27 protein-coding genes are annotated in these 22,653 nt (G+C 68.2%); 18 read left to right on the plus strand and 9 right to left on the minus strand.

Going from position 1 to position 22,653, the window contains the following annotated elements; genetic code table 11:
• Positions 1–9 precede the first annotated feature (9 nt).
• On the minus strand, positions 10–900 hold the full coding sequence (locus ACFQY2_RS05900; protein WP_378744723.1) for an alpha/beta hydrolase: 891 nt from the start codon (positions 898–900) through the stop codon (positions 10–12).
• A gap of 7 nt (positions 901–907) precedes the next feature.
• Complete coding sequence (locus ACFQY2_RS05905; protein ID WP_378744724.1) at positions 908–1,879, minus strand: cation diffusion facilitator family transporter; 972 nt, start codon at positions 1,877–1,879, stop codon at positions 908–910.
• Positions 1,880–1,955: 76 nt separating this feature from the next.
• Here ACFQY2_RS05905 and proC point away from each other — a divergent pair, with 76 nt between their 5' ends.
• The gene (gene proC, locus ACFQY2_RS05910) at positions 1,956–2,795 is read left to right on the plus strand and encodes a pyrroline-5-carboxylate reductase (RefSeq protein ID WP_378744725.1); all 840 of its coding nucleotides are present in this window, start codon (positions 1,956–1,958) and stop codon (positions 2,793–2,795) included.
• A 12-nt stretch (positions 2,796–2,807) separates the two neighbouring features.
• On the opposite strand, the gene ACFQY2_RS05915 is transcribed toward proC, so the two are convergent.
• The 3 genes from ACFQY2_RS05915 to ACFQY2_RS05925 all read right to left on the minus strand — a co-directional run bounded on the left by ACFQY2_RS05915 (position 2,808) and on the right by ACFQY2_RS05925 (position 6,245).
• Complete coding sequence (locus tag ACFQY2_RS05915) at positions 2,808–3,896, minus strand: alpha/beta fold hydrolase (RefSeq protein WP_378744726.1); 1,089 nt, start codon at positions 3,894–3,896, stop codon at positions 2,808–2,810.
• Positions 3,897–4,159: 263 nt separating this feature from the next.
• The gene (locus ACFQY2_RS05920) at positions 4,160–4,822 is read right to left on the minus strand and encodes a potassium channel family protein (RefSeq protein WP_378744727.1); all 663 of its coding nucleotides are present in this window, start codon (positions 4,820–4,822) and stop codon (positions 4,160–4,162) included.
• Position 4,823: 1 nt separating this feature from the next.
• Positions 4,824–6,245 carry a TrkH family potassium uptake protein gene (locus ACFQY2_RS05925; RefSeq protein ID WP_378744728.1) on the minus strand — a complete coding sequence of 474 codons (1,422 nt, stop codon included), beginning with the start codon at positions 6,243–6,245 and terminating at the stop codon, positions 4,824–4,826.
• A gap of 113 nt (positions 6,246–6,358) precedes the next feature.
• Between ACFQY2_RS05925 and ACFQY2_RS05930 the strand changes: the two genes are divergently transcribed.
• Entirely contained in the window at positions 6,359–6,766 is a 408-nt protein-coding gene (locus ACFQY2_RS05930; protein ID WP_378744729.1) for an ArsR/SmtB family transcription factor, read from the plus strand.
• Positions 6,767–6,769: 3 nt separating this feature from the next.
• Here the strand turns inward: ACFQY2_RS05930 and ACFQY2_RS05935 are convergent, their stop codons facing one another.
• Together ACFQY2_RS05935 and ACFQY2_RS05940 are read right to left on the minus strand one after the other, a co-directional pair.
• Entirely contained in the window at positions 6,770–7,558 is a 789-nt protein-coding gene (locus tag ACFQY2_RS05935) for an ABC transporter permease (protein ID WP_378744731.1), read from the minus strand.
• The gene (locus ACFQY2_RS05940) at positions 7,555–8,460 is read right to left on the minus strand and encodes an ATP-binding cassette domain-containing protein (RefSeq protein WP_378744732.1); all 906 of its coding nucleotides are present in this window, start codon (positions 8,458–8,460) and stop codon (positions 7,555–7,557) included. The genes ACFQY2_RS05935 and ACFQY2_RS05940 overlap by 4 nt, the downstream gene beginning before the upstream one ends.
• 83 nt (positions 8,461–8,543) lie before the next feature.
• On the opposite strand from ACFQY2_RS05940, the gene ACFQY2_RS05945 reads away from it, so the two are divergent.
• The 10 genes from ACFQY2_RS05945 (at position 8,544) to ACFQY2_RS05990 (ending at position 14,542) form a co-directional block, all read left to right on the plus strand.
• Positions 8,544–9,491 carry a TetR/AcrR family transcriptional regulator C-terminal domain-containing protein gene (locus ACFQY2_RS05945; RefSeq protein WP_378744733.1) on the plus strand — a complete coding sequence of 316 codons (948 nt, stop codon included), beginning with the start codon at positions 8,544–8,546 and terminating at the stop codon, positions 9,489–9,491.
• 114 nt (positions 9,492–9,605) lie between these two features.
• Positions 9,606–9,797: a helix-turn-helix domain-containing protein gene (locus tag ACFQY2_RS05950; protein ID WP_307368004.1), complete on the plus strand. Its 192-nt coding sequence runs from the start codon at positions 9,606–9,608 to the stop codon at positions 9,795–9,797.
• A gap of 118 nt (positions 9,798–9,915) precedes the next feature.
• Positions 9,916–10,014, plus strand: coding sequence for a 30S ribosomal protein bS22 (locus ACFQY2_RS05955; RefSeq protein WP_003792170.1), 99 nt, complete (start codon positions 9,916–9,918; stop codon positions 10,012–10,014).
• Between the two features lie 61 nt (positions 10,015–10,075).
• Complete coding sequence (locus ACFQY2_RS05960; protein ID WP_378744734.1) at positions 10,076–10,369, plus strand: rhodanese-like domain-containing protein; 294 nt, start codon at positions 10,076–10,078, stop codon at positions 10,367–10,369.
• Positions 10,366–10,629 (plus strand): glutaredoxin family protein, encoded by a 264-nt coding sequence (locus ACFQY2_RS05965; RefSeq protein ID WP_378744735.1) that lies wholly within the window; start codon positions 10,366–10,368, stop codon positions 10,627–10,629. The genes ACFQY2_RS05960 and ACFQY2_RS05965 overlap by 4 nt, the downstream gene beginning before the upstream one ends.
• Before the next feature lie 31 nt (positions 10,630–10,660).
• The gene (locus ACFQY2_RS05970) at positions 10,661–10,960 is read left to right on the plus strand and encodes a Dabb family protein (protein WP_378744736.1); all 300 of its coding nucleotides are present in this window, start codon (positions 10,661–10,663) and stop codon (positions 10,958–10,960) included.
• A gap of 204 nt (positions 10,961–11,164) precedes the next feature.
• Positions 11,165–11,992, plus strand: a complete 828-nt coding sequence (locus ACFQY2_RS05975) for an ABC transporter substrate-binding protein (protein ID WP_378744737.1) — start codon at positions 11,165–11,167, stop codon at positions 11,990–11,992.
• 30 nt (positions 11,993–12,022) lie between these two features.
• Positions 12,023–12,814 (plus strand): amino acid ABC transporter permease, encoded by a 792-nt coding sequence (locus ACFQY2_RS05980; RefSeq protein ID WP_378744738.1) that lies wholly within the window; start codon positions 12,023–12,025, stop codon positions 12,812–12,814.
• Positions 12,811–13,566, plus strand: a complete 756-nt coding sequence (locus ACFQY2_RS05985) for an amino acid ABC transporter ATP-binding protein (protein ID WP_378744739.1) — start codon at positions 12,811–12,813, stop codon at positions 13,564–13,566. Before ACFQY2_RS05980 ends, ACFQY2_RS05985 begins: the two co-directional genes overlap by 4 nt.
• Positions 13,567–13,765: 199 nt before the next feature.
• Positions 13,766–14,542: a sulfite exporter TauE/SafE family protein gene (locus tag ACFQY2_RS05990; RefSeq protein ID WP_378745039.1), complete on the plus strand. Its 777-nt coding sequence runs from the start codon at positions 13,766–13,768 to the stop codon at positions 14,540–14,542.
• A 90-nt stretch (positions 14,543–14,632) separates the two neighbouring features.
• On the opposite strand, the gene aspS is transcribed toward ACFQY2_RS05990, so the two are convergent.
• Positions 14,633–16,414, minus strand: coding sequence for an aspartate--tRNA ligase (gene aspS, locus ACFQY2_RS05995; protein WP_378744740.1), 1,782 nt, complete (start codon positions 16,412–16,414; stop codon positions 14,633–14,635).
• A gap of 72 nt (positions 16,415–16,486) precedes the next feature.
• Between aspS and ACFQY2_RS06000 the strand changes: the two genes are divergently transcribed.
• From ACFQY2_RS06000 to ACFQY2_RS06025, 6 genes are all read left to right on the plus strand, one after another.
• Positions 16,487–17,122 carry a histidine phosphatase family protein gene (locus tag ACFQY2_RS06000; RefSeq protein WP_378744741.1) on the plus strand — a complete coding sequence of 212 codons (636 nt, stop codon included), beginning with the start codon at positions 16,487–16,489 and terminating at the stop codon, positions 17,120–17,122.
• Positions 17,123–17,184: 62 nt separating this feature from the next.
• Positions 17,185–17,805, plus strand: coding sequence for a TlpA family protein disulfide reductase (locus ACFQY2_RS06005; RefSeq protein ID WP_378744742.1), 621 nt, complete (start codon positions 17,185–17,187; stop codon positions 17,803–17,805).
• Positions 17,802–18,581 (plus strand): cytochrome c biogenesis CcdA family protein, encoded by a 780-nt coding sequence (locus tag ACFQY2_RS06010; protein ID WP_378744743.1) that lies wholly within the window; start codon positions 17,802–17,804, stop codon positions 18,579–18,581. The genes ACFQY2_RS06005 and ACFQY2_RS06010 overlap by 4 nt, the downstream gene beginning before the upstream one ends.
• Positions 18,562–20,370 carry a cytochrome c biogenesis protein ResB gene (locus ACFQY2_RS06015; protein ID WP_378744744.1) on the plus strand — a complete coding sequence of 603 codons (1,809 nt, stop codon included), beginning with the start codon at positions 18,562–18,564 and terminating at the stop codon, positions 20,368–20,370. The genes ACFQY2_RS06010 and ACFQY2_RS06015 overlap by 20 nt, the downstream gene beginning before the upstream one ends.
• Before the next feature lies 1 nt (position 20,371).
• Complete coding sequence (ccsB, locus tag ACFQY2_RS06020) at positions 20,372–21,343, plus strand: c-type cytochrome biogenesis protein CcsB (protein WP_378744746.1); 972 nt, start codon at positions 20,372–20,374, stop codon at positions 21,341–21,343.
• Between the two features lie 174 nt (positions 21,344–21,517).
• Entirely contained in the window at positions 21,518–21,901 is a 384-nt protein-coding gene (locus tag ACFQY2_RS06025; RefSeq protein WP_378744747.1) for a hypothetical protein, read from the plus strand.
• Between the two features lie 68 nt (positions 21,902–21,969).
• Here ACFQY2_RS06025 and ACFQY2_RS06030 read toward each other — a convergent pair whose 3' ends face one another.
• Positions 21,970–22,575 (minus strand): 2'-5' RNA ligase family protein, encoded by a 606-nt coding sequence (locus ACFQY2_RS06030; protein WP_378744748.1) that lies wholly within the window; start codon positions 22,573–22,575, stop codon positions 21,970–21,972.
• Between the last annotated feature and the right edge of the window lie 78 nt (positions 22,576–22,653).

Below are 22,653 nucleotides of genomic sequence, written 5' to 3' on the forward strand. Positions count from 1 at the left end.
CGCCCCGGGTCAAGGGGCGCCGATGGCCGCATCCGCCAGCCGCGCGACCAGCGTGAGGTATCCCTGCGCGCCCTGGTCGAAGTAGCCGATGTGCCGGCCGCCGTGCTCGTCGATCGAGCTTTGCGACGAATGGCCTTCGACGGCGGTGCCGATCGTGGTGGTCCCGTCCGCCTGCGGCGCCTCTCCGCCGTCGCACTCGTAGACGATCACGCCGGGGATGTCCCTCGGGTCGAGCGGATGCTGCCCCAGCCGCCCGAGCGGGGCGATGCTGTCGTTGGCGGCTTCGGTGGCGTAGAGCGTGAGATCCCCGCGGGAGATCGCATCCTCGAGGGCGGCACCGGCGGCATGCGTGACCCCGGCCGAGGCGATCGAGAAGGCGGTGCGCACGTCGGCGCCGAAGTCCATGGCGAACAGCTCACCGAGCAGCGTCGACGAATACGAGTAGGTGACCACCGCGATGTGCGCGTGGGGAGTGCGCGCCGCCAGGCGATCGATGTCGACCGCCAGCCTGGCAGCGCCGACGGTCGCATGCTTGGTCGCGAGCGCCGAGACGTGCGTGCCCGACTCCCATCCGAACCACGCCACGGTCGCGACGCTGCGCGGCTCGCCCCGCGCCACGCACGAGCGGATGATGTCCGCGCAGATGCGCTGCGCGGCATCCGCCCACCCCGCGAACGCCAGCAGGTCGGTGTCGATGCCGTGCAGGACGACGACGATGAGATCCGCGGTGTGGAGATCTCCGAAGGAGACGACCGCGTGCGGGCCGGGCTCGACCAGGGCGAGCGACTGCAGCTGCGACTGCGGATCGTTCTCGAGCACCCGCAGCAGCGCACGCAGCTTCCGCTCGGTGACGGGCGGCAGGTCGGCGCGCGCCAGCTCGCTCCGCAGCCGGTCGATCACGGCGGCGTCAGTCGGAGGACTTCAGCACGAACGCGTCGGTCGGAGGTTCCGGGTCGAGCGAGGGACGGTAGACGTCCGGCTCCAGATAGATCACCCGCGCGGCCGGCACGGCAGCACGGATGCGCCGCTCGATCTCGTCGATGTCGGCAGATGCCTCGCGGACGGTCTTGTCGGCGGTGAGGGCGACCTTCGCTGCCACCATCAGCTCGTCCGGCCCGAGGTACAGCGTCTTGATGTGGATGAGCTTGACCACGTCCGGGCCACCCGAGATCGCATCGACGATCAGATCGTGATCGCCCGGGTTGGCACCCTCCCCGACCAGCAGGCTCTTGGTCTCCATGCCCAGGATCAGAGCGATCACGATGAGCAGCAGACCGATCATCAGCGTGCCGAGGGCGTCGAAGACCGGGTTGCCCGTGATCAGCGTGAGACCCACGCCGAGGAGTGCGAAGGTGAGGCCGGTGAGCGCCCCGGTGTCCTCCAGCAGCACGACCGGCAGCTCCGGAGCCTTGGAGCGGCGCACGAACGACAGCCAGGACTGGCTCTTGTCACGAACCAGGTTGCTCTCACGGATGGCGGTGCGCAGGGAGTACGACTCGAGGCCGATCGCGATCACCAGCACGGCCAGGGGCAGCCACCACCACGTCTGATCGATGGCATGCGGATGCGTCAGCTTCTCCACGCCCTCGTAGACGGCGAACAGTCCGCCCAGCGAGAAGAGCACGATCGACACGACGAAAGCCGACACGTACCGCTCACGTCCGTATCCGAACGGGTGCGCCTGGTCGGCCCGCTTGGATGCCTTGCGCCCGCCGAGCATGAGCAGCAGCTGGTTTCCCGAATCGGCGACCGAGTGGATCGCCTCCGCGAGCATCGAGGCCGATCCCGAGAGCGCCCACGCGACGAACTTCGCCAGGGCGATGCCCAGATTGGCCAGGAGTGCTGCGACGATCGCCTTGCTGCCACCGGATGCGCTCATGGCACCGAGTCTACGACGGCGTCCTTCCCGGGCCGAGGGACACGGCGCGCGCGCACACGGCTCGTAGGATGGCGGCATGGTCGACACGCTCCCCTCCCTTGCATTCCTCGGTGCCGGTTCGATGGGAGGGGCGATCCTTCAGGGCGTCGTGGCCTCCGGAGCGGCGGTCGACGGCGGCATCGTCGCCACGAATCGTTCGCGCGAGAAGGCGGACGCACTGGCAGCCCTGGCGGGAGTGACGAGTGTCGCCCTGGAGGAGAATCCGGACGGCAACACCGACGCCGCAGCGACCGCGCGCATCGTCCTGATCGGGGTGAAGCCGGCGATGGTGCCCGACCTGCTCCGCGAGATCTCGCCGGTGCTCCGGGACGATGCCATCGTCGTGAGCCTCGCGGCGGGCGTGACCCTGGACACGTTCACCGCGGCGCTGGGAGCGGACGCCCATGTCATCCGCTCGATGCCGAACACCCCCGCGACGGTCGGCCGCGCGGTGACCGGCATCGCCGCCGGGGCCGCGGCGACGCCCGAGGACATGGCGCTCGTGCGCGCGCTGTTCGAGACCGTCGGCGCGGTCATTGAGGTGCCCGAGTCGCAGATCGACCCGCTGTCCACGGTCTCCGGATCGGGCCCCGCCTACGTGTTCCTGCTCATCGAGGAGCTCACCAAGGCGGCATCCGGGATGGGCTTCTCGGACGCGGATGCGCGCCTCATGGCCGAGCAGACCTTCATCGGCGCGACCGCCCTGCTTGAAGCATCCGGCGAGCACCCCGCGGAACTGCGCCGGCGAGTCACGAGCCCGAAGGGCACGACCGAACGGGCCGTGGCCGTCATGCAGGAGGCGCATCTCGACGACATGTTCGCCCGGGCGACGGCCGCGGCACTCGCCCGCGCGAAGGAGCTCGCCGCCGGCGCCTGAATTCCACGGCGCTCAGGACGGATGCTGCCGCTCAGCCCTCCCGATGTGCGCGAGGAGTGCCGCGCGGAACTCCTCCGGGCGCTCCAGATGCGGTGAGTGGCCGACGCCCTCCCAGCTCAGCTCGGTGACAACGCCGCCCGCTGCGGCGTAGGCGTCGAGCACGTCACGGGTCTGCGAGACCATCTCCTGCGCGGGAGCGACGTCGGCTCCTGGCCAGTCCGGGATGATCCCCAGGGCACCCAGGTGGTTCAGGTCGAAGAACGAGGCGTCCGAGACGATGGCGTCTGCCGTGCCGTGCACCCACAGCACCGGCGGCTTCTCATCCAGGTCGACGATCCCGGTGACGTCGAAGTATCGCGGCGCCATCGAGTTCAGCACGCCGATCTCCCCGGGCGCGAATCCCGGCCAGTTCGCGCTCTCCACGGCATCCCCGGGGTAGTTGCCCGTGGCGGTCGAGGTCGTGAGCATCGATGCCACCCAGGTGTCCTCGTGCGGCGACGTGTAGCCGGCGGAGACGTAGCTGGAGCGGAACACGCTGCGCGGGGAGGTCTGGGCATCCGCGCCGGTGTCGCGATCCTGCAGACGCTGCACGAAGTCCGGGTTGGCGCCGCCGGCGCCGCAGCCGGCATCGTCGTCCGTGAGGCGCGTCCCATCTCGCCGGGTGCCGCCGAACCCGTAGGGCGAGACCGGTGCCTGCAGCGTGAGACTGACGACCGGATGCTCCAGCGCGTACTGCATCACCACGCCGCCGCCCATCGACCAGCCGACCAGATGAGCCGACACGAGGCCGAGGTCGTCGAACAGCGCCGCGATGTCGTCGCTGAAGTCGCGCAGCCCGCGGGTGGCATCCACTGGTTGCGACTCGCTGCCGCCGAACCCGCGGAGGTCGACCGCGATCACGCGCAGGTCGCTCGGCAGCGCGAGCATGATCTCCTGCCAGAACAACGCGGAGGAGACGTTGCCGTGCACGAACACGACGGTCTGGTGCGGGGGAGTGCCCGGGTCGTCCCCGGCGCGCTCGAGGATCTGCGTGGCCAGTCGTGACGTGGTTACGATGCGGGACGAGATGCCGTCGAACAGTGTGGTCTCGGATGTGTTCATCGCCGCTCCTGCGGTACGGGACGCGGCCACGATGCCGCGTGCTGAGCACGACTCTAACGTGCGGCGAGTCGAATGCGACATGCCGTCCAGGTCGTGTGCTGGTCGGCCGCGCGCCCCGGTGCGTGCGCATGTCCCCGTTCTGGCGGGTGCGGATGCCGTGGACTCACCCTTCGTGGACCAGCCGGGTGCGCGTGTCTCAGTCCTGGCGGGTGAGGATGCTGCCGACCCGCCATTTCTGGGACACGGCCGGGCACGTGCCGGGGTCAGCGATCCAGACCGGCGAAGCGCTCGATGTCGCTGTTCGTGCCGGACACGATGATGAGGTCGTGATTGGTGACGACCGTGTTCGCCTCGGCGTAGCGGAACGGCTTGCCCGGACTCTTCACACCCACCACCGTCACCTTGTACTTCGTGCGCACGCCCGACTCGTTCAGGCCGATGCCGCGGATGAACTTCGGCGGGTACATCTTCGCGAGGACGAAGTCGTCGTCGAAACGGATGAAGTCCAGCATCCGTCCGCTCACCAGGTGCGCAACGCGCTCTCCGGCCTCCCGCTCGGGATAGATCACGTGGTTCGCGCCGACCCGCGCGAGGATCTTGCCGTGCGACTGCGAGACCGCCTTCGCCCAGATCTGCGGCACCTTCAGGTCGACGAGGTTGGCGGTGATCAGGACGGATGCCTCGATCAGCGAGCCCACCGCGACGACGGCGACCTGGAAGTCCTGGGCGCCGATCTGCCGTAGCGCGTCGATGTTGCGGGCGTCGGCCTGCACGGTGTGCGTGACGCGATCCGACCATTTCTGCACGAGTTCGAGGCTGCCGTCGATCGCCAGCACTTCCCGATCGAGACGATCGAGCTCTCCTGCGCAGGCGGCGCCGAAACGTCCCAGCCCGATCACGAGCACCGGTGCGTCGCCGCGAACCATCTCAACCAACGATCGGCCTTTCCACGGGCAGCGAATACAGCTGCGAACGGGATGTCGCGGCGACGGCCGCGGCGAGAGTCACTGTACCAACGCGCCCCATGAAGATGGTGGCGGCGAGCACGTACGACCCGGCATCCGGCAGCGCCTCTGCGACGCCGGAGGTGAGTCCGACGGTGCCGAACGCGGAGATGACGTCGAACAGCACGTCGACCACCGGCAGCTGCGTGATCTGCGTGATCGTTATGGTCGACACCGCCACGATGGTCGCCCCCCAGGCGACCACTGAGAGACCGACGCGCTGCACATCCGAGGGGATGCGGCGGCCGAACGCCTCCACCGACTGCCGTCCCCTGGCCTCGGACCAGACGGCGATGGCGAGGACGGCGAGAGTGGTCACCTTGATGCCGCCGGCGGTGGAGGCCGAGCCACCGCCGACGAACATGAGCATGCAGGCGACGAGCATCGACGAGCCGTTGAGATCGGCCATGTCGATCACGTTGAAGCCACCGGAGCGCGTCATCGCCGACAGGAAGAAGGCCTGCATGGTGGTGTCGGCCGCGTCCATCGAGCCGAAGGTGCGCGGGTTGCCGTACTCGAGCAGTAGGAAGACGCCCGCCCCGACGAAGAACAGCAGTACCGTCGTGACGAGCGTGAGCTTGGAGTGCAGGGACCAGCGCTTCACGTGCCACACATGCTTGGCGAGCGTATAGATCACCGGAAAGCCGATGCTGCCGAGGAAGACCCCGGCCATGAGCAGAATGAGCACCAGGTAGTCATCTCCGAAGGCGGCGACGCCACCGGCGTTCGGGGCGAAACCCGTGTTCGTGAAGGACATCGCTGCGAAGTACGGTGCTTCCCAGAGTGCCGACACCGGATCGACCTCCGCCATCACCAGCGCGGGGTACAGCAGCACGGCCAGGCCCGCCTCGATGATCAGAGCCGAGACCGCCACCGTGGTCAGCAGCTGGCCCACCTCGCCGAGGCGGACCGTCTGGCTCTCGTTGACCACCCCGCCGTGCGCACGCAGCGGGTTGCTGTCTCCGGCGGCGAGGAGCTTGGCGCTCAGGCCCAGACGCTTGGAGATGACGAGTCCCATCAGCGAGGCCAGCGTCAGCACGCCGAGCCCGCCGATGTTCACGCCGATGAAGATGATGACCTGTCCGAAGCCGGACCAGTGCGCGCTCATGTCGACCGTGGTCAGGCCGGTGACGCAGATCGTGGAGACGGCGGTGAAGAGCGCGTCGCTGAGCGGGGTCACGGAGCCGTCGGAGGAGGAGATCGGCAGCGACAGCAGCCCCGTGAACAACAGGATGAGCGCGGCGAAGATGACGATCGCGAACCGTGACGGCGACGAGGTCACGAGGTGCTTGACGCGGCGCACCGCGGTGTGGAGTCCGCTCTGCGAGGAAGATGCCGACATCATGCCCGACATCCATCCCCCTGTCGCCGTGCACGCGGCGACCTTCGCCGAGCTTTCGCCATGGTACTCCGTGCGCGCGCGTGGTACTCGGTGCCCGTGCCGACTACCCTGAGGGCATGACGGACATCTTCGACGTGATCGCTGACGGCACGAGGCGCGACATCCTCCAGCTGCTGTTGCGTCGTTCCACCGAGGGCGATGCCGGAACCAGCGTGACCGAGATCGTGAGCGAGCTGGGCGTCAGCCAGCCGACCGTCTCCAAGCACCTCAAGGTGCTGCGCGAGTCCGAGTTGGTCACTGTTCGCGAAGAGGGTCAGCGCCGGTTCTACAGCATCTCGGTGGGCCCGCTCGAGGCCGTCGATGACTGGCTGGTGCCGTTCCTGATGGATGCCTACGGCGACCAGGCTCCCGACCTTCCGTTCGCACCGCTCCCGGGTGGCGCCGCACACGCGGCCGAGGTGGTCGGCCGCGCCGCGGCATCCGCCAAGCACGTGGTGACCAGCGCGTTCAAGCGCTTGAGCTGAGCGTCACCTTCGTCCCGCTCTCCGGCGGTGCAGCCACGCACCCCACGCGATGGCGACCACGAGGACGACGATGCACCATCCCACGGCCCACCACTGCTCACCGTTCAACGACTCTCCGAGCAGCAGCCCGCGAAGGGTGTCGATGATCGGAGTGAGCGGCTGATGCGTCGCGATCGGCTGCAGCCAGTCCGGCATGCTCTCGACGGGCACGAATCCGCTGGACAGGTAGGGCAGGAACAGGAGGATGAACCCGTACCCGTTGGCGGCCTCGGGGCTCGACGCGGCCAAGCCGATCGCCGCGAACAGATAGGTCAGAGCCAGGATGTAGAGCATCAGGATCGCGGCGATGCCGATCCAGGCGACGGGATCGGCGAGCGGACGGAAGCCGACGACTGCTGCCACCCCGAACACGATGGCGGTCGCGATGCTGTTGCGCATCAGACTCGCGATGACATGCCCCGTCAGTACGGCACTCGCGCGCAGCGGCATGGTTCGGAACCGGTCGACGATGCCATTGCTCATATCCGAGGCCACGGAGAGCGCTGTCGAGGAGGCTCCGAAGCCCGCGCACGTCAGGATGATGCCCGGTACGACGTAGTCGACGTACCGGCCATCAGGCGATATCGCTCCGCCGAACACCCAGGTGAACACGAGCATGAGCAGCACGGGCAGGAGGATCGCCATGAGGAGGGACTCGCCGTCGCGAATCGAGTGGCGCAGGCTGCGGCCGACGAAGATGCGCTCGGCGGTGAGCCCGCCGATCCGGGGCCGCGCGGGAGATGCGGTGGTCATGCGGACTCCTCGGCCAGGGCGTGCCTGTGGTCGGCTGCCGCGGGATCGGCAGTGAGGGCCAGGAAGACATCATCGAGCGTCGGCTTGCGCAGCGTCACGACGCCCTCGGCGCCGGACTCGTCAAGGCGGTCCAGCGCGAGACGCAGCCCTGCCACGGTGCCGTCGGTGGCGACCTCCTGCAGCAGGGCCCCCTCGCAGTCGTGCAGTCGCACGGTCTCGCCGCCGACGCGCTCTTTCAGCTGCGATGCGGTGCCGAGCGCGGCCACCTGTCCGCCGTCGAGTACCGCGATGCGGTCCGCGAGCTGATCGGCCTCCTCGAGGTACTGCGTGGTGAGGAACACGGTGGTGCCCGCGGCGGCGACGTCGCGGATCACCTGCCACAGTGCCCGGCGGCTGCGGGCGTCGAGTCCCGTGGTGGGCTCATCGAGGAACAGCACCTCGGGGGTGACGACGAAACTGAGTGCGAGGTCGAGTCGCCGTCGCATGCCTCCCGAGAACGTGCCGACGCGGTGGCGGGCGGATTCGCGCAGCCCGAACCGGTCGAGCAACTGTTCGCAGCGCGAGCGAGCCGACCTCCGACCCAGGCCTGCGAGTCGGGCGAAGAGCATGAGGTTCTCGGTCGCGGTGAGCATGTCGTCGACCGCTGCGGACTGGCCCGTGAGGCTGATGCGTCTGCGCACCTCGACGGGTGCGGATTCGATGTCGTAGCCGGCGACGCGAACCGTGCCGCGATCAGGGCGCAGAAGCGTGGTGAGGATGCTGATCGCGGTGGTCTTGCCTGCTCCGTTGACCCCGAGCAGGGCGAAGATCTCGCCGCGTTCGACGGTGAGGTCAAGACCCGTGAGCACCCGGTGGCCGTCGAAGCTCTTGGCGAGTCCGCGGACGTCGATGGCGAGTGGCATCGCATTTCCCTTCTGTGTATAGCCGAAACTGTGTATGACGCTAACATACTGTTTATCACCTACACAACGAATAGACTGATGCCATGACAGCGGAAGAACCCGAACTGCCTCGCGGTGTCGCCCTGGCGTGGGGTGTCGCGGCCGACCCGCAGCGCGGCCCGAAGCGCGAGATGAGCGTCGAGCGGATCGTCGACGTGGCTGTGGAGCTGGCGGACTCCGAGGGTCTCGGCGCAGTCTCGATGGCTGCGGTCGCTTCGCGCCTCGGATTCACCCCGATGTCGCTGTACCGGTACGTCAGCGCCAAGGACGATCTGCTCCTGCTCATGCAGGAGCAGGCGATCGGGCTTCCGCCCGAGCCCGACGCGGACCGCGATTGGCGGGCCAGGCTCAGGCAGCTGTACAGCGCCCAGGTGGCCATGTTCATGGCGCACCCGTGGGTGCTGTCGATTCCGATCGAGGGGTCACCCGTCACACCCAATGGTTCAGCCTGGCTGGATGCCGCGCTGGACGCGCTGGCCGCCACGCCGCTCACTTCGGAGGAACGGGTCGCCGTGGCCCTCCTGATTGCAGGGCAGGCGCGCTTCTGCGGCGTCGTGATGGCCGGCTATGCCGATCGGATGCGGGAGCGCGGCCAAGCGCCGGATGCCGTCACGGCCGAAGAGGCCGCACTGTACGACCTGCTGATCTCCGACGTCGAATTCCCGGCGCTGCGCGCCGCCGTGGACGCCGGCGCCTTCGCCTCCGATGCGGATCCGTTCCGCTTCGGCCTCGAGCGCTGTCTCGACGGGGTGGAAGCGTACGTCGCCGCGCTCGCGGACGGCGCCCCGCACGCCGAGCCCGAGACGTGGGTGGAGGACGACGCCGCCGTGCAGAGCGACAAGCGGTATCGCGCTGCGCAGAAGGCGGTGCATGAGGCGCAGAAGGCCGTGCGCGAGGCCCAGAAGGCATTGCGCAGCGCCCGCAAGGCCGAACAGCAGGTGCGCAAAGAGGCGTCGGAGCGCGTCGCGCGCGCACAGCGCGACGCGTCCTGAGCGCAACCAGGACGCCTGCCTCACCGGGCTGTCACGGCGCTCACACCAGTCACAGTGGTTTACAGCAGTCGCACCTTACCCATATGCTGTGCTCAGCAGAAAGGGGTACCGGGGATGCCCGACGTTCAAGATGCACGATTCCTGACGGTCGCCGAGGTCGCGGAGCTCATGCGCGTGTCCAAGATGACCGTCTACCGGCTCGTGCACGCCGGCGAGCTGCCGGCGATCAGGTTCGGCCGCAGCTACCGCGTGCCGGAGTCCGCTGTCGCAGACGCACTGAATCGGCCGATCGCCGACGTAGGATGATCTGAGTGCTCGGTTCGGGGTGAGCCCGACCGTTTGCTAGAATCGTCCGAGGCATTTCCGTGCCCGTGCCCGGGTGCCCGCCTTCGTGGCATCCAGCCCCTGACTTAGTGAGGTTTCCGTGGGTTCAGTCATCAAGAAGCGCCGTAAGCGCATGGCGAAGAAGAAGCACCGCAAGCTGCTTCGCAAGACTCGCCACCAGCGCCGCAACAAGAAGTAAGCGGCATGACACCGAGCGCCTGTCTTCGGACGGGCGCTTCGTGTCTCCGCGGGAGGATGCCATGAAATCGATCGACGTCACGCAGCTCGCGGCTCGTGAGGGCGTGCCCCTCATCGACGTGCGCGAACGCGACGAGTTCGCCGCCGGCCACGTTCCTGGCGCGGTCAACGTGCCGCTTTCCGAGCTCGGCGACCGGCTCGACGAGCTCCCCGGCGAGGCGTTCGACGTGATCTGCCAAGCCGGTGGGCGCTCGGCGCGTGCCGTCGAGGCGCTCGAGTCGCGGGGCTACGACGCGACCAACGTCGAGGGCGGTACGGGCGAGTGGATCGCCCAGGGGCATCCGGTCGAGAAGTGACCACCCTCACGCTGATCAGCAAGCCCGACTGTCACCTGTGCGACGTCGCGAGCGATGTCATCGACGCGGTGGTCGCGGAGCTTCCGGATGCTGCCGCCGAACAGCTCGAGATCGTCGAGCAGTCCATCCACGACGACTCGGCGCTGTATGAGCGGTGGTGGGAGAAGATCCCTGTCGTGCTCATCGACGGCGAGCTGCACGCGCACTGGCGCGTCTCCCCGGAGCGCCTGCGCTCCGCGCTCGAGGAGGCGATCGGATGAGTTTCGTGCCGAGTGATTCGAGGAGGTCGACGTGATCCGTCACGTGGTGAGCTGGAAGCTCGCGGAAGAGGATGAGACGGTGCGCGCCGAGCAGGCGGCCGAGGTCGTGCGTCGCCTGACGGGCCTGATGGGTGTCGTGCCCGAACTGCGCGCCTTGTCAGCGGGCGTCAACGTCGCGCATCCCGATGTCAACTGGGACGTCACCCTCATCGCCGACGTCGATTCGCTGGAGGCGCTGGAGGCCTATCAGGTGCATCCGGCCCACAAGGAGGCCGGGGCCTACATCCGCTCGGTCGTGGCATCCCGTGTCGCCGTGGACTTCGAGCTCTGAGCACATCTGTGGATCGCCACTTCTGCGCAGGAAATCTGAGCAGAAATATCGAATTCTGAACAGTCTGCCGGTCACTACTGTGCACTCTCGCAACACAATCGTAACAGCGTGGGCCCTCCGCGCGGTGGTCGTCGGACAGGAGCACATGCCAAGATGAATGAAACCCGTATCCCTGGGCGCAAGCCCCGTCACACAGGAGTGACCATGAACCGTCGTCCTCTGCTTCTCGGCACCGCCATCGCGGCCGCCGCTGTGCTCGTTCTGTCCGGCTGCGCCGGCAACCCGGGTTCCGACGGCGACGGAGGCGGCGACAACCCTGCGGCTTCCGGCCCCGACTACGGCCTCGTCGAGGCGGGCACGCTGACGATCTGCTCCGAGGTGCCCTACGTCCCCTTCGAGTTCGAGGGCGGCGACAACGGCACCGGGTACACGGGCTTCGACATCGACCTGGCCTACGCCATCGCGCAGAAGCTCGACCTCGAGCTCAGCGTGCAGGACGTCAGCTTCGACGGACTCCAGTCGGGCACGACGCTCATCGCCGGCACCTGCGACATGGGCGCCTCGGCCATGACGATCACCGAGGATCGCAAGAAGAAGATCGACTTCTCCGACCCGTACTACGACTCCCTGCAGTCGCTGCTGACCAGCGTCGACTCCGGCATCACGAGCATCTCTGACCTCGCAGGCAAGAACGTCGGAGTCCAGCAGGGAACGACCGGCGAGAGCTACGCGAAGGCGAACGCCACCGACGCGACTCTCGTGCAGTACCCCGGCGACGCCGAGCTGTGGCCGGCGCTGCAGGCCGGGCAGATCGACGCGATCCTGCAGGACCAGCCGGTCAACATCGAGCACGAGAAGGCCGACGACACGTACAAGATCGTCGAGGAGTACAACACGGACGAGTCCTACGGGTTCGCATTCGCCAAGGGTGAGAAGGATGCGCTGCGCGAGGCCGTGAACAAGGCGCTCGAGGAACTGCGCGACAGCGGCGACTACGACACCATCTACGACACCTATTTCGCCGCGAAGTAAGCGACTCGGGCAGATAGGAGGTCCGCTCCGATGGCATTGAAGCGGAGGACCAGGAGCCGGCTGTACCGGTACTCCATGTACGCGCTGTTCATCGCGCTGATCGCGCTCATCGCGGTGGCCACCGACTGGCCGAGGATCACCAAGCAGTTCTTCGATCTCGAGGTCGCGGCGACGCTGTTCCCCGACATCATCATCGTGGCTCTGCGCAACACGGTGCTGTTCACGTTGATCGCGTTCGCCGGAGGTTTGCTGCTGGGCGTCGTGTTCGCCCTGATGAAGCTGTCGATCATCGCGCCGTTCCGGTGGTTCGCGACCGTGTGGATCGAACTCTTCCGGGGACTGCCCGCGCTGCTGACGATCTTCGCGATGGCGTTCATCCTGCCGATCGCGTTCGGCATCAAGCCGCCGGGCGGTCCGGTCGGCGCCGGGCTGATCGGATTGATCCTGGTGGCGTCGGCGTACATGGCCGAGGTGATCCGCGCCGGCATCCAGGCGGTGCCGAAGGGGCAGACCGAGGCTTCGCGATCTCTGGGAATGTCCCCGATGAAGACCATGATCTTCATCGTCCTGCCGCAGGGGTTCCGGATCATCATCCCGCCGCTGACCAACGAGTTCGTGCTGCTGCTGAAGGACACCTCGCTGCTGTTCATCGCGGGGACCTTCATCTGGTCGAAGGAGCTCACCAGCTTCGCGCGGGATGCCAACACCATGTACGCCAACGGCACGCCGCTGATCATGGCGGCGCTGCTGTACCTGATCGTGACGATTCCGCTCACGCGCTTCACGGCGTGGCTCGAGCGGCGGATGGCGAGGGAACGATGAGCACGGATCTGATCGACGTCCATGCCCCGGCGATCGACATCCAGGGACTGGTCAAGCACTTCGGGGACAACGAGGTGCTCAAGGGCATCGACCTGACGGTGCGCGGCGGCGAGGTCGTCTGCATCATCGGTCCGTCGGGCTCGGGCAAGTCGACGCTGCTGCGTTCGGTGAACCTGCTCGAGGAGCCGACCGGGGGCCACATCCTCATCGAGGGGATCGACGTCACCGACGAGGAGACCGACATCGACCGGGTGCGCCAGCGCATCGGCATGGTGTTCCAGAGCTTCAACCTGTTCCCGCACATGACCGTGCTGGGCAACCTGACGATCGCCCAGCGACGGGTCAAGAAGCGCTCGAAGGCCGAGGCCGAGCAGGTCGCGCAGGAGATGCTCGCCCGCGTCGGGCTGGCCGAGAAGGCGGGCGCCTACCCGAGCCATCTCTCCGGCGGCCAGCAGCAGCGTGTGGCGATCGCGCGAGCGCTGTGCATGAACCCCGACATGATGCTCTTCGACGAGCCCACCTCCGCGCTCGACCCCGAGCTGGTGGGCGAAGTGCTGCAGGTGATGCGCACCCTGGCGGACGAGGGCATGACGATGCTGGTCGTCACGCACGAGATGGGCTTCGCCCGTGAGGTCGGCTCACGCCTGATCTTCATGGACGGCGGTCACATCCTCGAGCAGGGCGACCCGCGGGAGGTGCTGGCCAACCCCCAGCATCCGCGCACGCAGGACTTCCTGTCGCGCGTGCTGTAGCCGCACCCGCACCCGCACCCGCCGCGAGAATCGGCCTGTCGCGCGAGAAGCGCGCTGGCAGGCCGATACTCACGCCGCACGGCGATTCTCGCGGACCGGTATCACCTGATTGACTGTTGTCATGTCATCGCACCGCCTCCGGATCGCCTGACGCGTGGACATCGGAGCACTCGTCGGCCTGGAACAGCTCAGCTGGGGCATGCTCGTCCTCATCGTCGCCGCGTCCTTCGGCGCCGGATGGATCGATGCCGTCGTCGGCGGGGGCGGTCTGCTGCAGCTGCCCGCCCTGCTGCTGATCCCCGGCATCACGCCGGTGCAGGCGCTGGCCACGAACAAACTCGCGGGGGTGGCGGGTACGGCTACCAGTACGGCCACGTACTACCGGCGGGCGAAGCCCGATCTGCGCACCGCTCTGCCGATGGCGGGCGTCGCGCTCGCCGGATCGTTCGCCGGGGCCGCCGTGGCGATCGTGCTCCCGGCATCCGCCTTCAAGCCCATCATCGTCGTCGCCCTGCTCGCCGTGGCGCTGTTCACGACCTTCAGGCCCGAGCTCGGGGCCGCGACGAGACTGCGCTTCCACGGGAGGCGTCACCACGTCGCCGCGGGCCTCTCGGGGCTCGTGATCGGTTTCTACGACGGCCTCATCGGGCCGGGCACCGGCACGTTCCTGGTCATCACTCTGGTGGCGCTGATGGGCTATGACTTCCTGCAGGCCAGCGCCAAGTCGAAGATCGTCAACCTCGCCACCAACACCGGGGCGCTGCTGCTGTTCATCCCGCACGGCGCGGTGCTGTGGCTGCTGGGCGGGATCCTCGCCGTCGCGAACATCGCGGGCAGCTATCTGGGCTCGCGGATGGCGATCGCGCGCGGCTCCACCTTCATCCGCGTGGTGTTCCTGATCGTCGTGGTGCTGCTGATCGGCAAGCTCGGCATGGACGTCTGGAGCGAGAACATCGCTCCCGCCCTCACCGGCTGACCTCCGCCACCCGCATCGCGGCCCCGCTGGACGACGCCGCCCCTGCTCATCCAGGGGGATGAGCAGGGGCGGCGATGCTGCGGTGAACTCCTACGCCTCGGCATCCTCCGCGACGAAGTCGACGCCGGCCTCGGCGCGCTGCTCCGGGGTGATCGGAGCGGGCGCCTCGGTGAGCGGGTCGAAGCCGTTGCCGGACTTCGGGAACGCGATCACCTCGCGGATCGAGTCGGTCTTGGTCAGGTGCTGCATGACGCGGTCCATGCCCAGCGCGATCCCGCCGTGCGGGGGAGCGCCGAACTTGAACGCCTCGAGCAGGAAGCCGAACTTCTCGTCGGCCTGCTCCTCGCTGATGCCCATCACCTGGAAGACGCGCTTCTGGATGTCCTCGCGGTGGATGCGGATCGATCCGCCGCCCAGCTCGGAGCCGTTGCACACGATGTCGTACGCGTAGGCCAGAGCCGAGCCCGGGTCGGTGTCGAACGTGTCCTCGAACTCGGGCTTGGGGCCGGTGAACGCGTGGTGCACGGCGGTCCAGGCGCCCGCACCGACCGCCACGTCGCCGGAGGCGACGGCATCCGACGCGGACTCGAACATCGGCGCGTCGACGACCCAGGTGAAGGCGAACTCGTCCGGGTCGAGCAGCTCCAGGCGGCGGCCGATCTCCACGCGGGCGGCGCCGAGCAGAGCACGGCTCGCCTTGGTCTCACCCGCGGCGAAGAACGCGCAGTCACCGGGCGCGGCGCCCACGAGCTCGGCGAGGCCGGCCTGCTCCGCCTCGGACAGGTTCTTGGCGACCGGGCCGCCGAGGGTGCCGTCCTCGTTGAACAGCACGTACGCGAGTCCGCGTGCGCCGCGCTGCTTGGCCCAGTCCTGCCAGGCATCCAGCGTCTTGCGCGGCTGCGACGCGCCGCCGGGCATCAGCACCGCGCCGACGTACTCCGACTGGAACACGCGGAACGGGGTCTCGCTGAAGTACTCGGTGGCCTCGACGAGCTCCAGACCGAAGCGCAGGTCGGGCTTGTCCGAGCCGTACTTCGACATGGCGTCGGCGTACGTCATCCGCGGCAGCGGGGTCTGCACGTCGACGTCGATGGTCTTCCACATCGCGACGACGAGGGACTCCATCATCTCGATGACGTCCTCCTGCTCGACGAAGCTCATCTCGATGTCCAGCTGCGTGAACTCCGGCTGCCGGTCGGCGCGGAAGTCCTCATCGCGGTAGCAGCGAGCGATCTGGTAGTACTTCTCCACACCGCCCACCATCAGCAGCTGCTTGAACAGCTGCGGCGACTGCGGCAGGGCGTACCAGCTGCCCGGGTGCAGGCGGGCGGGCACGACGAAGTCACGCGCGCCCTCGGGGGTGGAGCGGGTGAGCGTGGGCGTCTCGATCTCGACGAACTCGCGGTTGTGCAGTTCGTCGCGGATCGCCTTGTAGACGTCCGAGCGCAGGCGCATGGCGGCCGCGGGGTCCGGACGACGCAGGTCGAGGTAGCGGTGCTTGAGACGCACCTCCTCGCCGACCGGGTCGGACTCAGCCAGCCCGCTGGAGACCGGGAAGGGGAGCGGGGCCGACTCGTTCAGCACGACGACCTCGGAGGCGATGAGCTCGATCTCCCCGGTGGGAAGGTTCGGGTTCTCGTTTCCGGCCGGGCGGCGCGAGACCTCGCCGGTCACCTTCAGGACGAACTCGCTGCGCAGCGGGTGCGCGACCTCTTCATCGCGGATGACGACCTGGGCGATGCCGGATGCGTCCCGAAGATCGATGAATGCGACGCCTCCGTGATCGCGGCGACGATCGACCCAGCCCGAAAGAGTGACGGTCTGACCGATGTGCTCGGCTCGCAGTGAGCCGGCCGTGTGGGTGCGAAGCACGGATTTTCCTCCTGATCGGATAAGGGAACCCCGCCATTCTAGGCGAGCGCTCTGCCCTCGTAGACTGGCCGCATGCCCGTATCCCGACTCCACCTGGTTCGCCATGGCGAAGTCCACAATCCCGCCGGCGTGCTCTACGGACGCCTGCCCGACTACCACCTCAGCGACGCGGGCAGAGCGATGGCGCAGGCGGCGGCCGACCATGTGGCATCGCTCGGCCGCCGGGTGATCGACCTGCGGTGCTCACCTCTGGAGCGCGCGCAGGAGTCGGCCGCACCGTTCGCGGAGGAGTTCGGGTTGACGCCGGCGCTCGATGAGCGCATCATCGAACCGACCAATGTGTTCGAGGGCAAGCGGATGCGGCGCGCGCTGCGCGACCCGCGCAACTGGCGGCATCTGCGTCGGCCGTCGCTGCCGAGCTGGGGCGAGCCGTACGCGGCCATCGTCGCCCGGATGCGGGATGCGATGGACGAGCGCTGGCACGAGGCGATGAACTCGCCGGAGGACGGCGACGTCGTCCTCGTCTCGCATCAGGCGCCGATCTGGATCGCTCACCTCGCGATCGCCGGCCTGCCGCTGCGGCACGACCCGCGCACTCGACGCTGCGCCCTCTCCAGTGTCACCAGCTTCGAGCGCGTGGGCGACGTGTGGCGCGAGGTCGACTACGCCGAGCCGGCAGCATCGGGGATCGATCTCGGCGCAGTCTGAAGCCCGTCCGGGACTGCCGCCGTTTCAGAGCGCCCATAGGATTCACGCGTACGATTCCCAGCGTGTCCTCGCCTGCCCGTTCCCTTCGCGGCGCCTGGCGCATCGCCGCTGCAGCGCTCGCTGCGACGCTCGCGATCGGCCTGAGCGCGTGCGCTCCCGATCCGGCCACCGAGGCCTACCTGAACGGCGATCAGAAGGCCTACACGACGGCGGACTTCCGCGTCGTGGAGATCCCCGCCGACAGGCGCGGTGAGCCCGTCGAGTTCGGCGGCACCACCGACGGCGGCACGTCCTTCTCCAGTGCGGACATCAGCGGAGACGTCACCGTCGTGAACTTCTGGTACGCGGGCTGCGGTCCCTGCCGCATCGAGGCCGACGATCTCGAAGCCGTCTGGCAGAAGCACCAGGGCGACGACGTCTCCTTCATCGGTGTCAACATCTACGACCAGGCCGACACCGCCCGTGCCTTCGCCGAGAAGTACGGCATCACCTACCCGAGCCTGATGGATGCCGACACCGGCCAGGCCAAGCTCGCCTTCGCGAAGGTCACGCCCATTCAGGCCCCGCCGACCACCCTCGTGCTCGACAGGCAGGGGAGGGTCGCCGCCCGGATCATCGGACCGATCGACGGCACCTCGATCCTGTCGACCCTGATCCAGGACGCGCTCGAGGAGAAGGCGTGACTCCGGATGCCGTGATCGGCGCCGGTGCACTCTGGCTCGCCATCCCCCTGGCGCTCGCGGCCGGTCTCGTGTCGTTCCTCTCCCCGTGCATCCTGCCGCTCGTGCCCGGCTACCTCGGGTTCATCGGGGGAGCGGCGGGCGCCTCGACAGCCTCGACAGGCCCTTCGACAGGCCCGGCGACCGGGACCGCGAGGCAGGCCAGACGTCGGATGCTGCTGGGCGTGCTGCTGTTCATCGCGGGCTTCACGGTCGTGTTCGTCGCCTACACGGTGATCGGCGGCGCGGCATCCGTGTTCCTGCTGCAGTGGGGCGAACTGATCACTCGCATCCTCGGGGCCGTCGTGGTCCTGATGGGACTGGTGTTCCTCGGACTCTTCGGCTTCGCGCAGCGCGAGTTCAAGCTGCACGTGAACTCCACGACCGGACTGGTCGGTGCACCGCTGCTCGGCATCACGCTCGCCATCGGCTGGGCGCCCTGCACGGGTCCGACGCTGGGCGCGATCATCAGCGTCGGATGGACGCTGGGCGACCCCTGGCGCGCCGCGCTGCTGGGCGTCGCATACTCGCTGGGCCTCGGCATCCCCTTCCTCCTGGTCGCCCTCGGCTTCGGCTGGGCGACCTCGGCGACCGCGTTCATGCGGCGCCACATCCGCACGGTCAACATCATCGGCGGGGCGCTCCTGATCGCTCTCGGCCTGCTGATGGTGACCGGTGTGTGGACACAGATCATGTCGAGACTGACGGCGGTGATGGGCAGTGTCATCCTCCCCCTCTGACGGCGCGAAGAGCGTCGGGAAGGCGGCCGGCGCCAAGAAGGCGCGCGCAGCACAGGACGGGTCCTCCGCGGCATCCGACCCGCTCCGCCCCGCCGACCACATCGACTCGGCCGCACCCGTCGAGGACGGCGTCGCCCAGCCGAAGCTCGGCTTCACCGGCTGGCTGCGCTGGGGCTGGCGCCAGCTGACGTCGATGCGCGTCGCCCTGGTGCTGCTGCTGATCCTCGCCATCGCGGCGATCCCCGGTTCGATCTTCCCGCAGCGCTCCGCCGATCCCAACGGCGTGCTGAAGTACAGGACCGACAATCCGGACCTGTTCCCGGTCCTCGACAAGCTCAGCCTGTTCGACGTGTACTCCTCGCCGTGGTTCTCGGCGATCTACCTGCTGCTGTTCATCTCGCTGATCGGCTGCATCATCCCGCGCATCAAGCACCACCTCAAGGCGCTGCGCGCGCTTCCGCCGCGCACCCCGGCACGGCTGGCGCGACTGGAGGATCACCGGTCGAGGCGCTGGGTCCCCGAGCCTGTCGAAGGGTCGGCGGACTCCGTGACCACGGATGCCGAGGCGGCGGCGTCCATCGACATCGCGGAGAAGCAGCTCAAGGCGCTGGGGTACCGAGTCGCCCGCTATGACCAGCCCTCCGGACGGAGCCGCACGTGGTCGGTGTCGGCCGAGCGAGGCTACTGGCGCGAGACCGGGAACCTGGTGTTCCACATCGCCCTGGTGGGGGTGCTGATCACTGTGGGCATCGGGGGCAACTACGCGTACACCGGGCAGAAGGTGATCGTCGAAGGCCAGACCTTCGTGAACGCCCTGATCGATTACAACTCGATCAACCGCGGGCGCTTCGTCACCGACGACGCCCTGGACCCGTACGCGCTCACCCTGAAGTCCTTCGACGTGACGTATCAGGACTTCGGCCAGCCGGGCGCCGGGCAGGCGGGCGACTTCCAGGCCAACCTGAGCGTGCGCGAACCCGACGGGTCGAAGACCGACGGCACCGTCCAGGTGAACCACCCGCTGGGTGTCGGCGGCGACAAGATCTACCTGCTCGGAAACGGCTATGCGCCGACCCTCACCGTACGCAACGCGCAGGGCGAGAAGGTGCTCAGCCAGGCGATCGAATTCCTCCCGCAGGACAGCAACATGACCTCGCTCGGTGTCGTGAAGATCCCCGACGGGATGCCCGAGCAGATCGGCTTCGTCGGCTTCTTCTACCCGACGGCGGTCAAGCTCGACTCCGGGGCGTTCACCTCGGCCCACGGCGCCGTGAACATCCCGCTGCTGACCCTCGACGTCTACGAGGGCGACCTGGGCATCGACAGCGGCACACCCGTGTCGGTGTACCAGCTCGACACGCAGGACATGACCAAGCTCACCGGTCGCGACACCGACGTGAAGTCGATCCAGATGCAGCCGGGCGAGACCGCCGACCTGCCGAACGGACTGGGAACGGTCACGTTCGAGAACGAGGCACCCGCGGGAGCCGAGGACTTCACGCAGTCCGTGAAGCGCTACGTCTCGCTGCAGATCCACCATGACGACTCGGCGGTCTGGGTGCTGGTCTTCGCCCTGCTCGCCCTGTCCGGGCTCGGGCTCGCCCTGTTCGTGCCCCGCCGTCGCATGTGGGTCAAGGCGACAGCATCCGAAGACACCGTCCACCTGGAGTACGCTGGCCTCGCGCGAGGCGAGGACCCCACACTCTCCGCCGCCGTGGACGACCTCGTCCGCGGACACGAGCGGCTGCTCGACGCAGTCGCCCCGCGGCACACCGTGAAGGGAGCATGACATGCCCGACCTGGATTCCCTCTCGATCCTGACGCTGTGGACGGCCATCGCCATCTACGCCGGCGCGTTCATCGTGTACGCGTTCGATCTGGCACGGCGCTCCTCCGCCGTGAAGGTCGAGGAGCGCATGCTGGTGATGGCGGACGGCTCGGTCACGGCCGCGCCCGCGGATGCTGCGGATGCCGACGGCACCGCGCCGGTGAAGCAGCGCTTCGTCATGGCGCGGATCGGCACCTCGCTGATGATCCTGGGCTGGCTGTTCCACCTGACCGCGACCGTCACGCGGGGCATCGCCGCCGGGCGCGTCCCATGGGCCAACCTCTACGAGTTCGCCATGATCGGCACGCTGCTGATCGTGCTCGTATACCTGGTGGTGCTCACCCGTATCGACCTGCGCTACCTGGGCACCTTCATCGCCGGACTCGTGCTGGTGCTGCTGGGCGCCGCTGCCGCGAACTTCTATGTCGAGGTCACGCCGCTCGTCGATCCGCTCAAGTCGATATGGCTCATCATCCACGTCTTCGTCGCCTCGCTGTCGGTGGGCGTGCTCGCGCTGGCCTTCGCGCTCTCCGTCGTGCAGCTGCTGCAGGCGCGTCGTGAGCGGCGGACGGCCGAGGGCATCGAGAACGCGGGCCCCGGGTTCCTCCGCACCCTGCCCGACACGGTGCGTCTCGAGAACCTCGCGTACCGCTTCGCGGTCGTCGGCTTCATCTTCTGGACGTTCACGCTCATCGCGGGCTCGATCTGGGCGCAGGACGCCTGGGGTCGCTACTGGGGCTTCGACGTCAAGGAGACCTGGACGTTCATCATCTGGGTGCTGTATGCCGGCTACATCCACGCGCGGGCGACGCGCGGCTGGCGCGGCACCCCCTCCGCCTGGCTGTCGATCGTCGGCTTCGCGTCCGTCATCTTCAACTTCACGATCGTGAACGTGTTCTTCAAAGGCCTGCACGCGTACTCCGGCCTGAGCTGAGCCCCGGCTCCGCCCGGTCCGCCCGCCGGTCGGCCCGCCGGTCGGCCCGTCCGCCGGCCGGTCGGCCCGTCCGCCGGCGTGGTGGGAGCCGGATGTCGGTCAACCGGCTTCCCTGACCGGCATTCCGCTCCTTTCACCCCGCCGCCACGCCGTGGCCGGCAGTAGCATCACGGCATGACGCGATTCCTGATCCGCATCGCGATCTCCCTCGGGACGGTCGCCGTCGCGCTGCTGGTGTGCTTCTGGGCGCTGCCCGACTTCGACCTCTCGCTGAGCGGCTTCCTGACCGCGGTCCTCGTGTTCGCGATCGCGCAGGCGGCGCTCACCCCGCTGATCTTCAACCTGGCGCGCAAGCATGCGAACGCCATCCTGGGCGGGGTCGGCCTGGTCTCCACGTTCGTCGCGCTGCTGATCGCGTCGCTGTTCCCGGGCGGCCTGCACATCTTCGGTGTCGCGACCTGGATACTCGCCACGCTGATCATCTGGATTATCACGGCGCTGGGCACGTGGCTGCTGCCGCTCATCCTCCTCAGGAAGACCGTCACGAAGCGGGGTTGACCGGCCGTCGGCATCGACGACCGGATGATCAGGTCGCTCCAGGTTCTGCTCACACGCGGCGCGCGACTTCACCCGCGTGTGAGCCCACCCCCGAACGCGATCACCTCGCGGTGCTCGACGCCGCCGGAATACGTCACGAACTCGGCCTCGGAGATCGTCTCGGCGGGCGGCGTCGGGTAGTCGTGACGGATGTCGGACGCCAGCTGCGCCCAGGGTTCGGCATCCAGGGCCTTGGCGTAGACGGTGGAGAGGTGGAAGATCCACTCCTCGAGCGGCAGCTCGCCGATGCGGCGCAGGTCGGTGGTGTTCAGCGCATCGGTCAGTGACGTGTAGGCATGCAGCAGCGCGGGCGTGCGCCCGAGTCGGGCGATGACGATCTGCCACGGTGCGGGGAAGGAGTCCACCGCCTCGTAGACGATGTCGATCGGATGCTGCTGCGCCGCCCACTCCTGCACGACGGCGCGCACCGCGTCGACGCGCTCCGGCTCGTACAGGCCGCGCAGCGTGACGTGCGCGGCGCCCGGGTAGCGCACGCTGTCACCGAGACGCTGACACGCAGCATCTTGCACCCGGTCGAACTCCCGCATGACAGCGCCGACCGGACGCAGCACGACGTACTGCTGCCCCTCCAGGTCTCGCAGCTGCCCGGGGTCCGTCATGAAGTCGCGCGTCATCCCGCGACCCTAGCGGCTGCGCTCCCCGGGCATCGTCATGGGCTCTCGAGAACAGGACATACGGCGAGGGCAGGGCGA

It is taken from the genome of Microbacterium sp. GCM10027623, from assembly GCF_042666935.1.
GTDB lineage: Bacteria > Actinomycetota > Actinomycetes > Actinomycetales > Microbacteriaceae > Microbacterium.

Excerpts from the sequence above, each read along its gene's own strand:
- ACFQY2_RS05935 (WP_378744731.1), bottom strand. The coding sequence starts at position 7,558 with ATGACCACCGCATCTCCCGCGCGGCCCCGGATCGGCGGGCTCACCGCC.
- ACFQY2_RS05985 (WP_378744739.1), top strand. The coding sequence starts at position 12,811 with ATGAGCACGGATCTGATCGACGTCCATGCCCCGGCGATCGACATCCAG.
- ACFQY2_RS05975 (WP_378744737.1), top strand. The coding sequence starts at position 11,165 with ATGAACCGTCGTCCTCTGCTTCTCGGCACCGCCATCGCGGCCGCCGCT.
- ACFQY2_RS06000 (WP_378744741.1), top strand. The coding sequence starts at position 16,487 with ATGCCCGTATCCCGACTCCACCTGGTTCGCCATGGCGAAGTCCACAAT.
- ccsB (WP_378744746.1), top strand. The coding sequence starts at position 20,372 with ATGCCCGACCTGGATTCCCTCTCGATCCTGACGCTGTGGACGGCCATC.
- proC (WP_378744725.1), top strand. The coding sequence starts at position 1,956 with ATGGTCGACACGCTCCCCTCCCTTGCATTCCTCGGTGCCGGTTCGATG.
- ACFQY2_RS05990 (WP_378745039.1), top strand. The coding sequence starts at position 13,766 with ATGCTCGTCCTCATCGTCGCCGCGTCCTTCGGCGCCGGATGGATCGAT.
- ACFQY2_RS05950 (WP_307368004.1), top strand. The coding sequence starts at position 9,606 with ATGCCCGACGTTCAAGATGCACGATTCCTGACGGTCGCCGAGGTCGCG.
- ACFQY2_RS05930 (WP_378744729.1), top strand. The coding sequence starts at position 6,359 with ATGACGGACATCTTCGACGTGATCGCTGACGGCACGAGGCGCGACATC.
- ACFQY2_RS06025 (WP_378744747.1), top strand. The coding sequence starts at position 21,518 with ATGACGCGATTCCTGATCCGCATCGCGATCTCCCTCGGGACGGTCGCC.
- ACFQY2_RS06030 (WP_378744748.1), bottom strand. The coding sequence starts at position 22,575 with ATGACGCGCGACTTCATGACGGACCCCGGGCAGCTGCGAGACCTGGAG.
- ACFQY2_RS05925 (WP_378744728.1), bottom strand. The coding sequence starts at position 6,245 with ATGATGTCGGCATCTTCCTCGCAGAGCGGACTCCACACCGCGGTGCGC.
- ACFQY2_RS05960 (WP_378744734.1), top strand. The coding sequence starts at position 10,076 with ATGAAATCGATCGACGTCACGCAGCTCGCGGCTCGTGAGGGCGTGCCC.
- ACFQY2_RS05905 (WP_378744724.1), bottom strand. The coding sequence starts at position 1,879 with ATGAGCGCATCCGGTGGCAGCAAGGCGATCGTCGCAGCACTCCTGGCC.
- ACFQY2_RS05980 (WP_378744738.1), top strand. The coding sequence starts at position 12,023 with ATGGCATTGAAGCGGAGGACCAGGAGCCGGCTGTACCGGTACTCCATG.
- ACFQY2_RS05940 (WP_378744732.1), bottom strand. The coding sequence starts at position 8,460 with ATGCCACTCGCCATCGACGTCCGCGGACTCGCCAAGAGCTTCGACGGC.
- ACFQY2_RS05915 (WP_378744726.1), bottom strand. The coding sequence starts at position 3,896 with ATGAACACATCCGAGACCACACTGTTCGACGGCATCTCGTCCCGCATC.
- ACFQY2_RS05920 (WP_378744727.1), bottom strand. The coding sequence starts at position 4,822 with ATGGTTCGCGGCGACGCACCGGTGCTCGTGATCGGGCTGGGACGTTTC.
- ACFQY2_RS05945 (WP_378744733.1), top strand. The coding sequence starts at position 8,544 with ATGACAGCGGAAGAACCCGAACTGCCTCGCGGTGTCGCCCTGGCGTGG.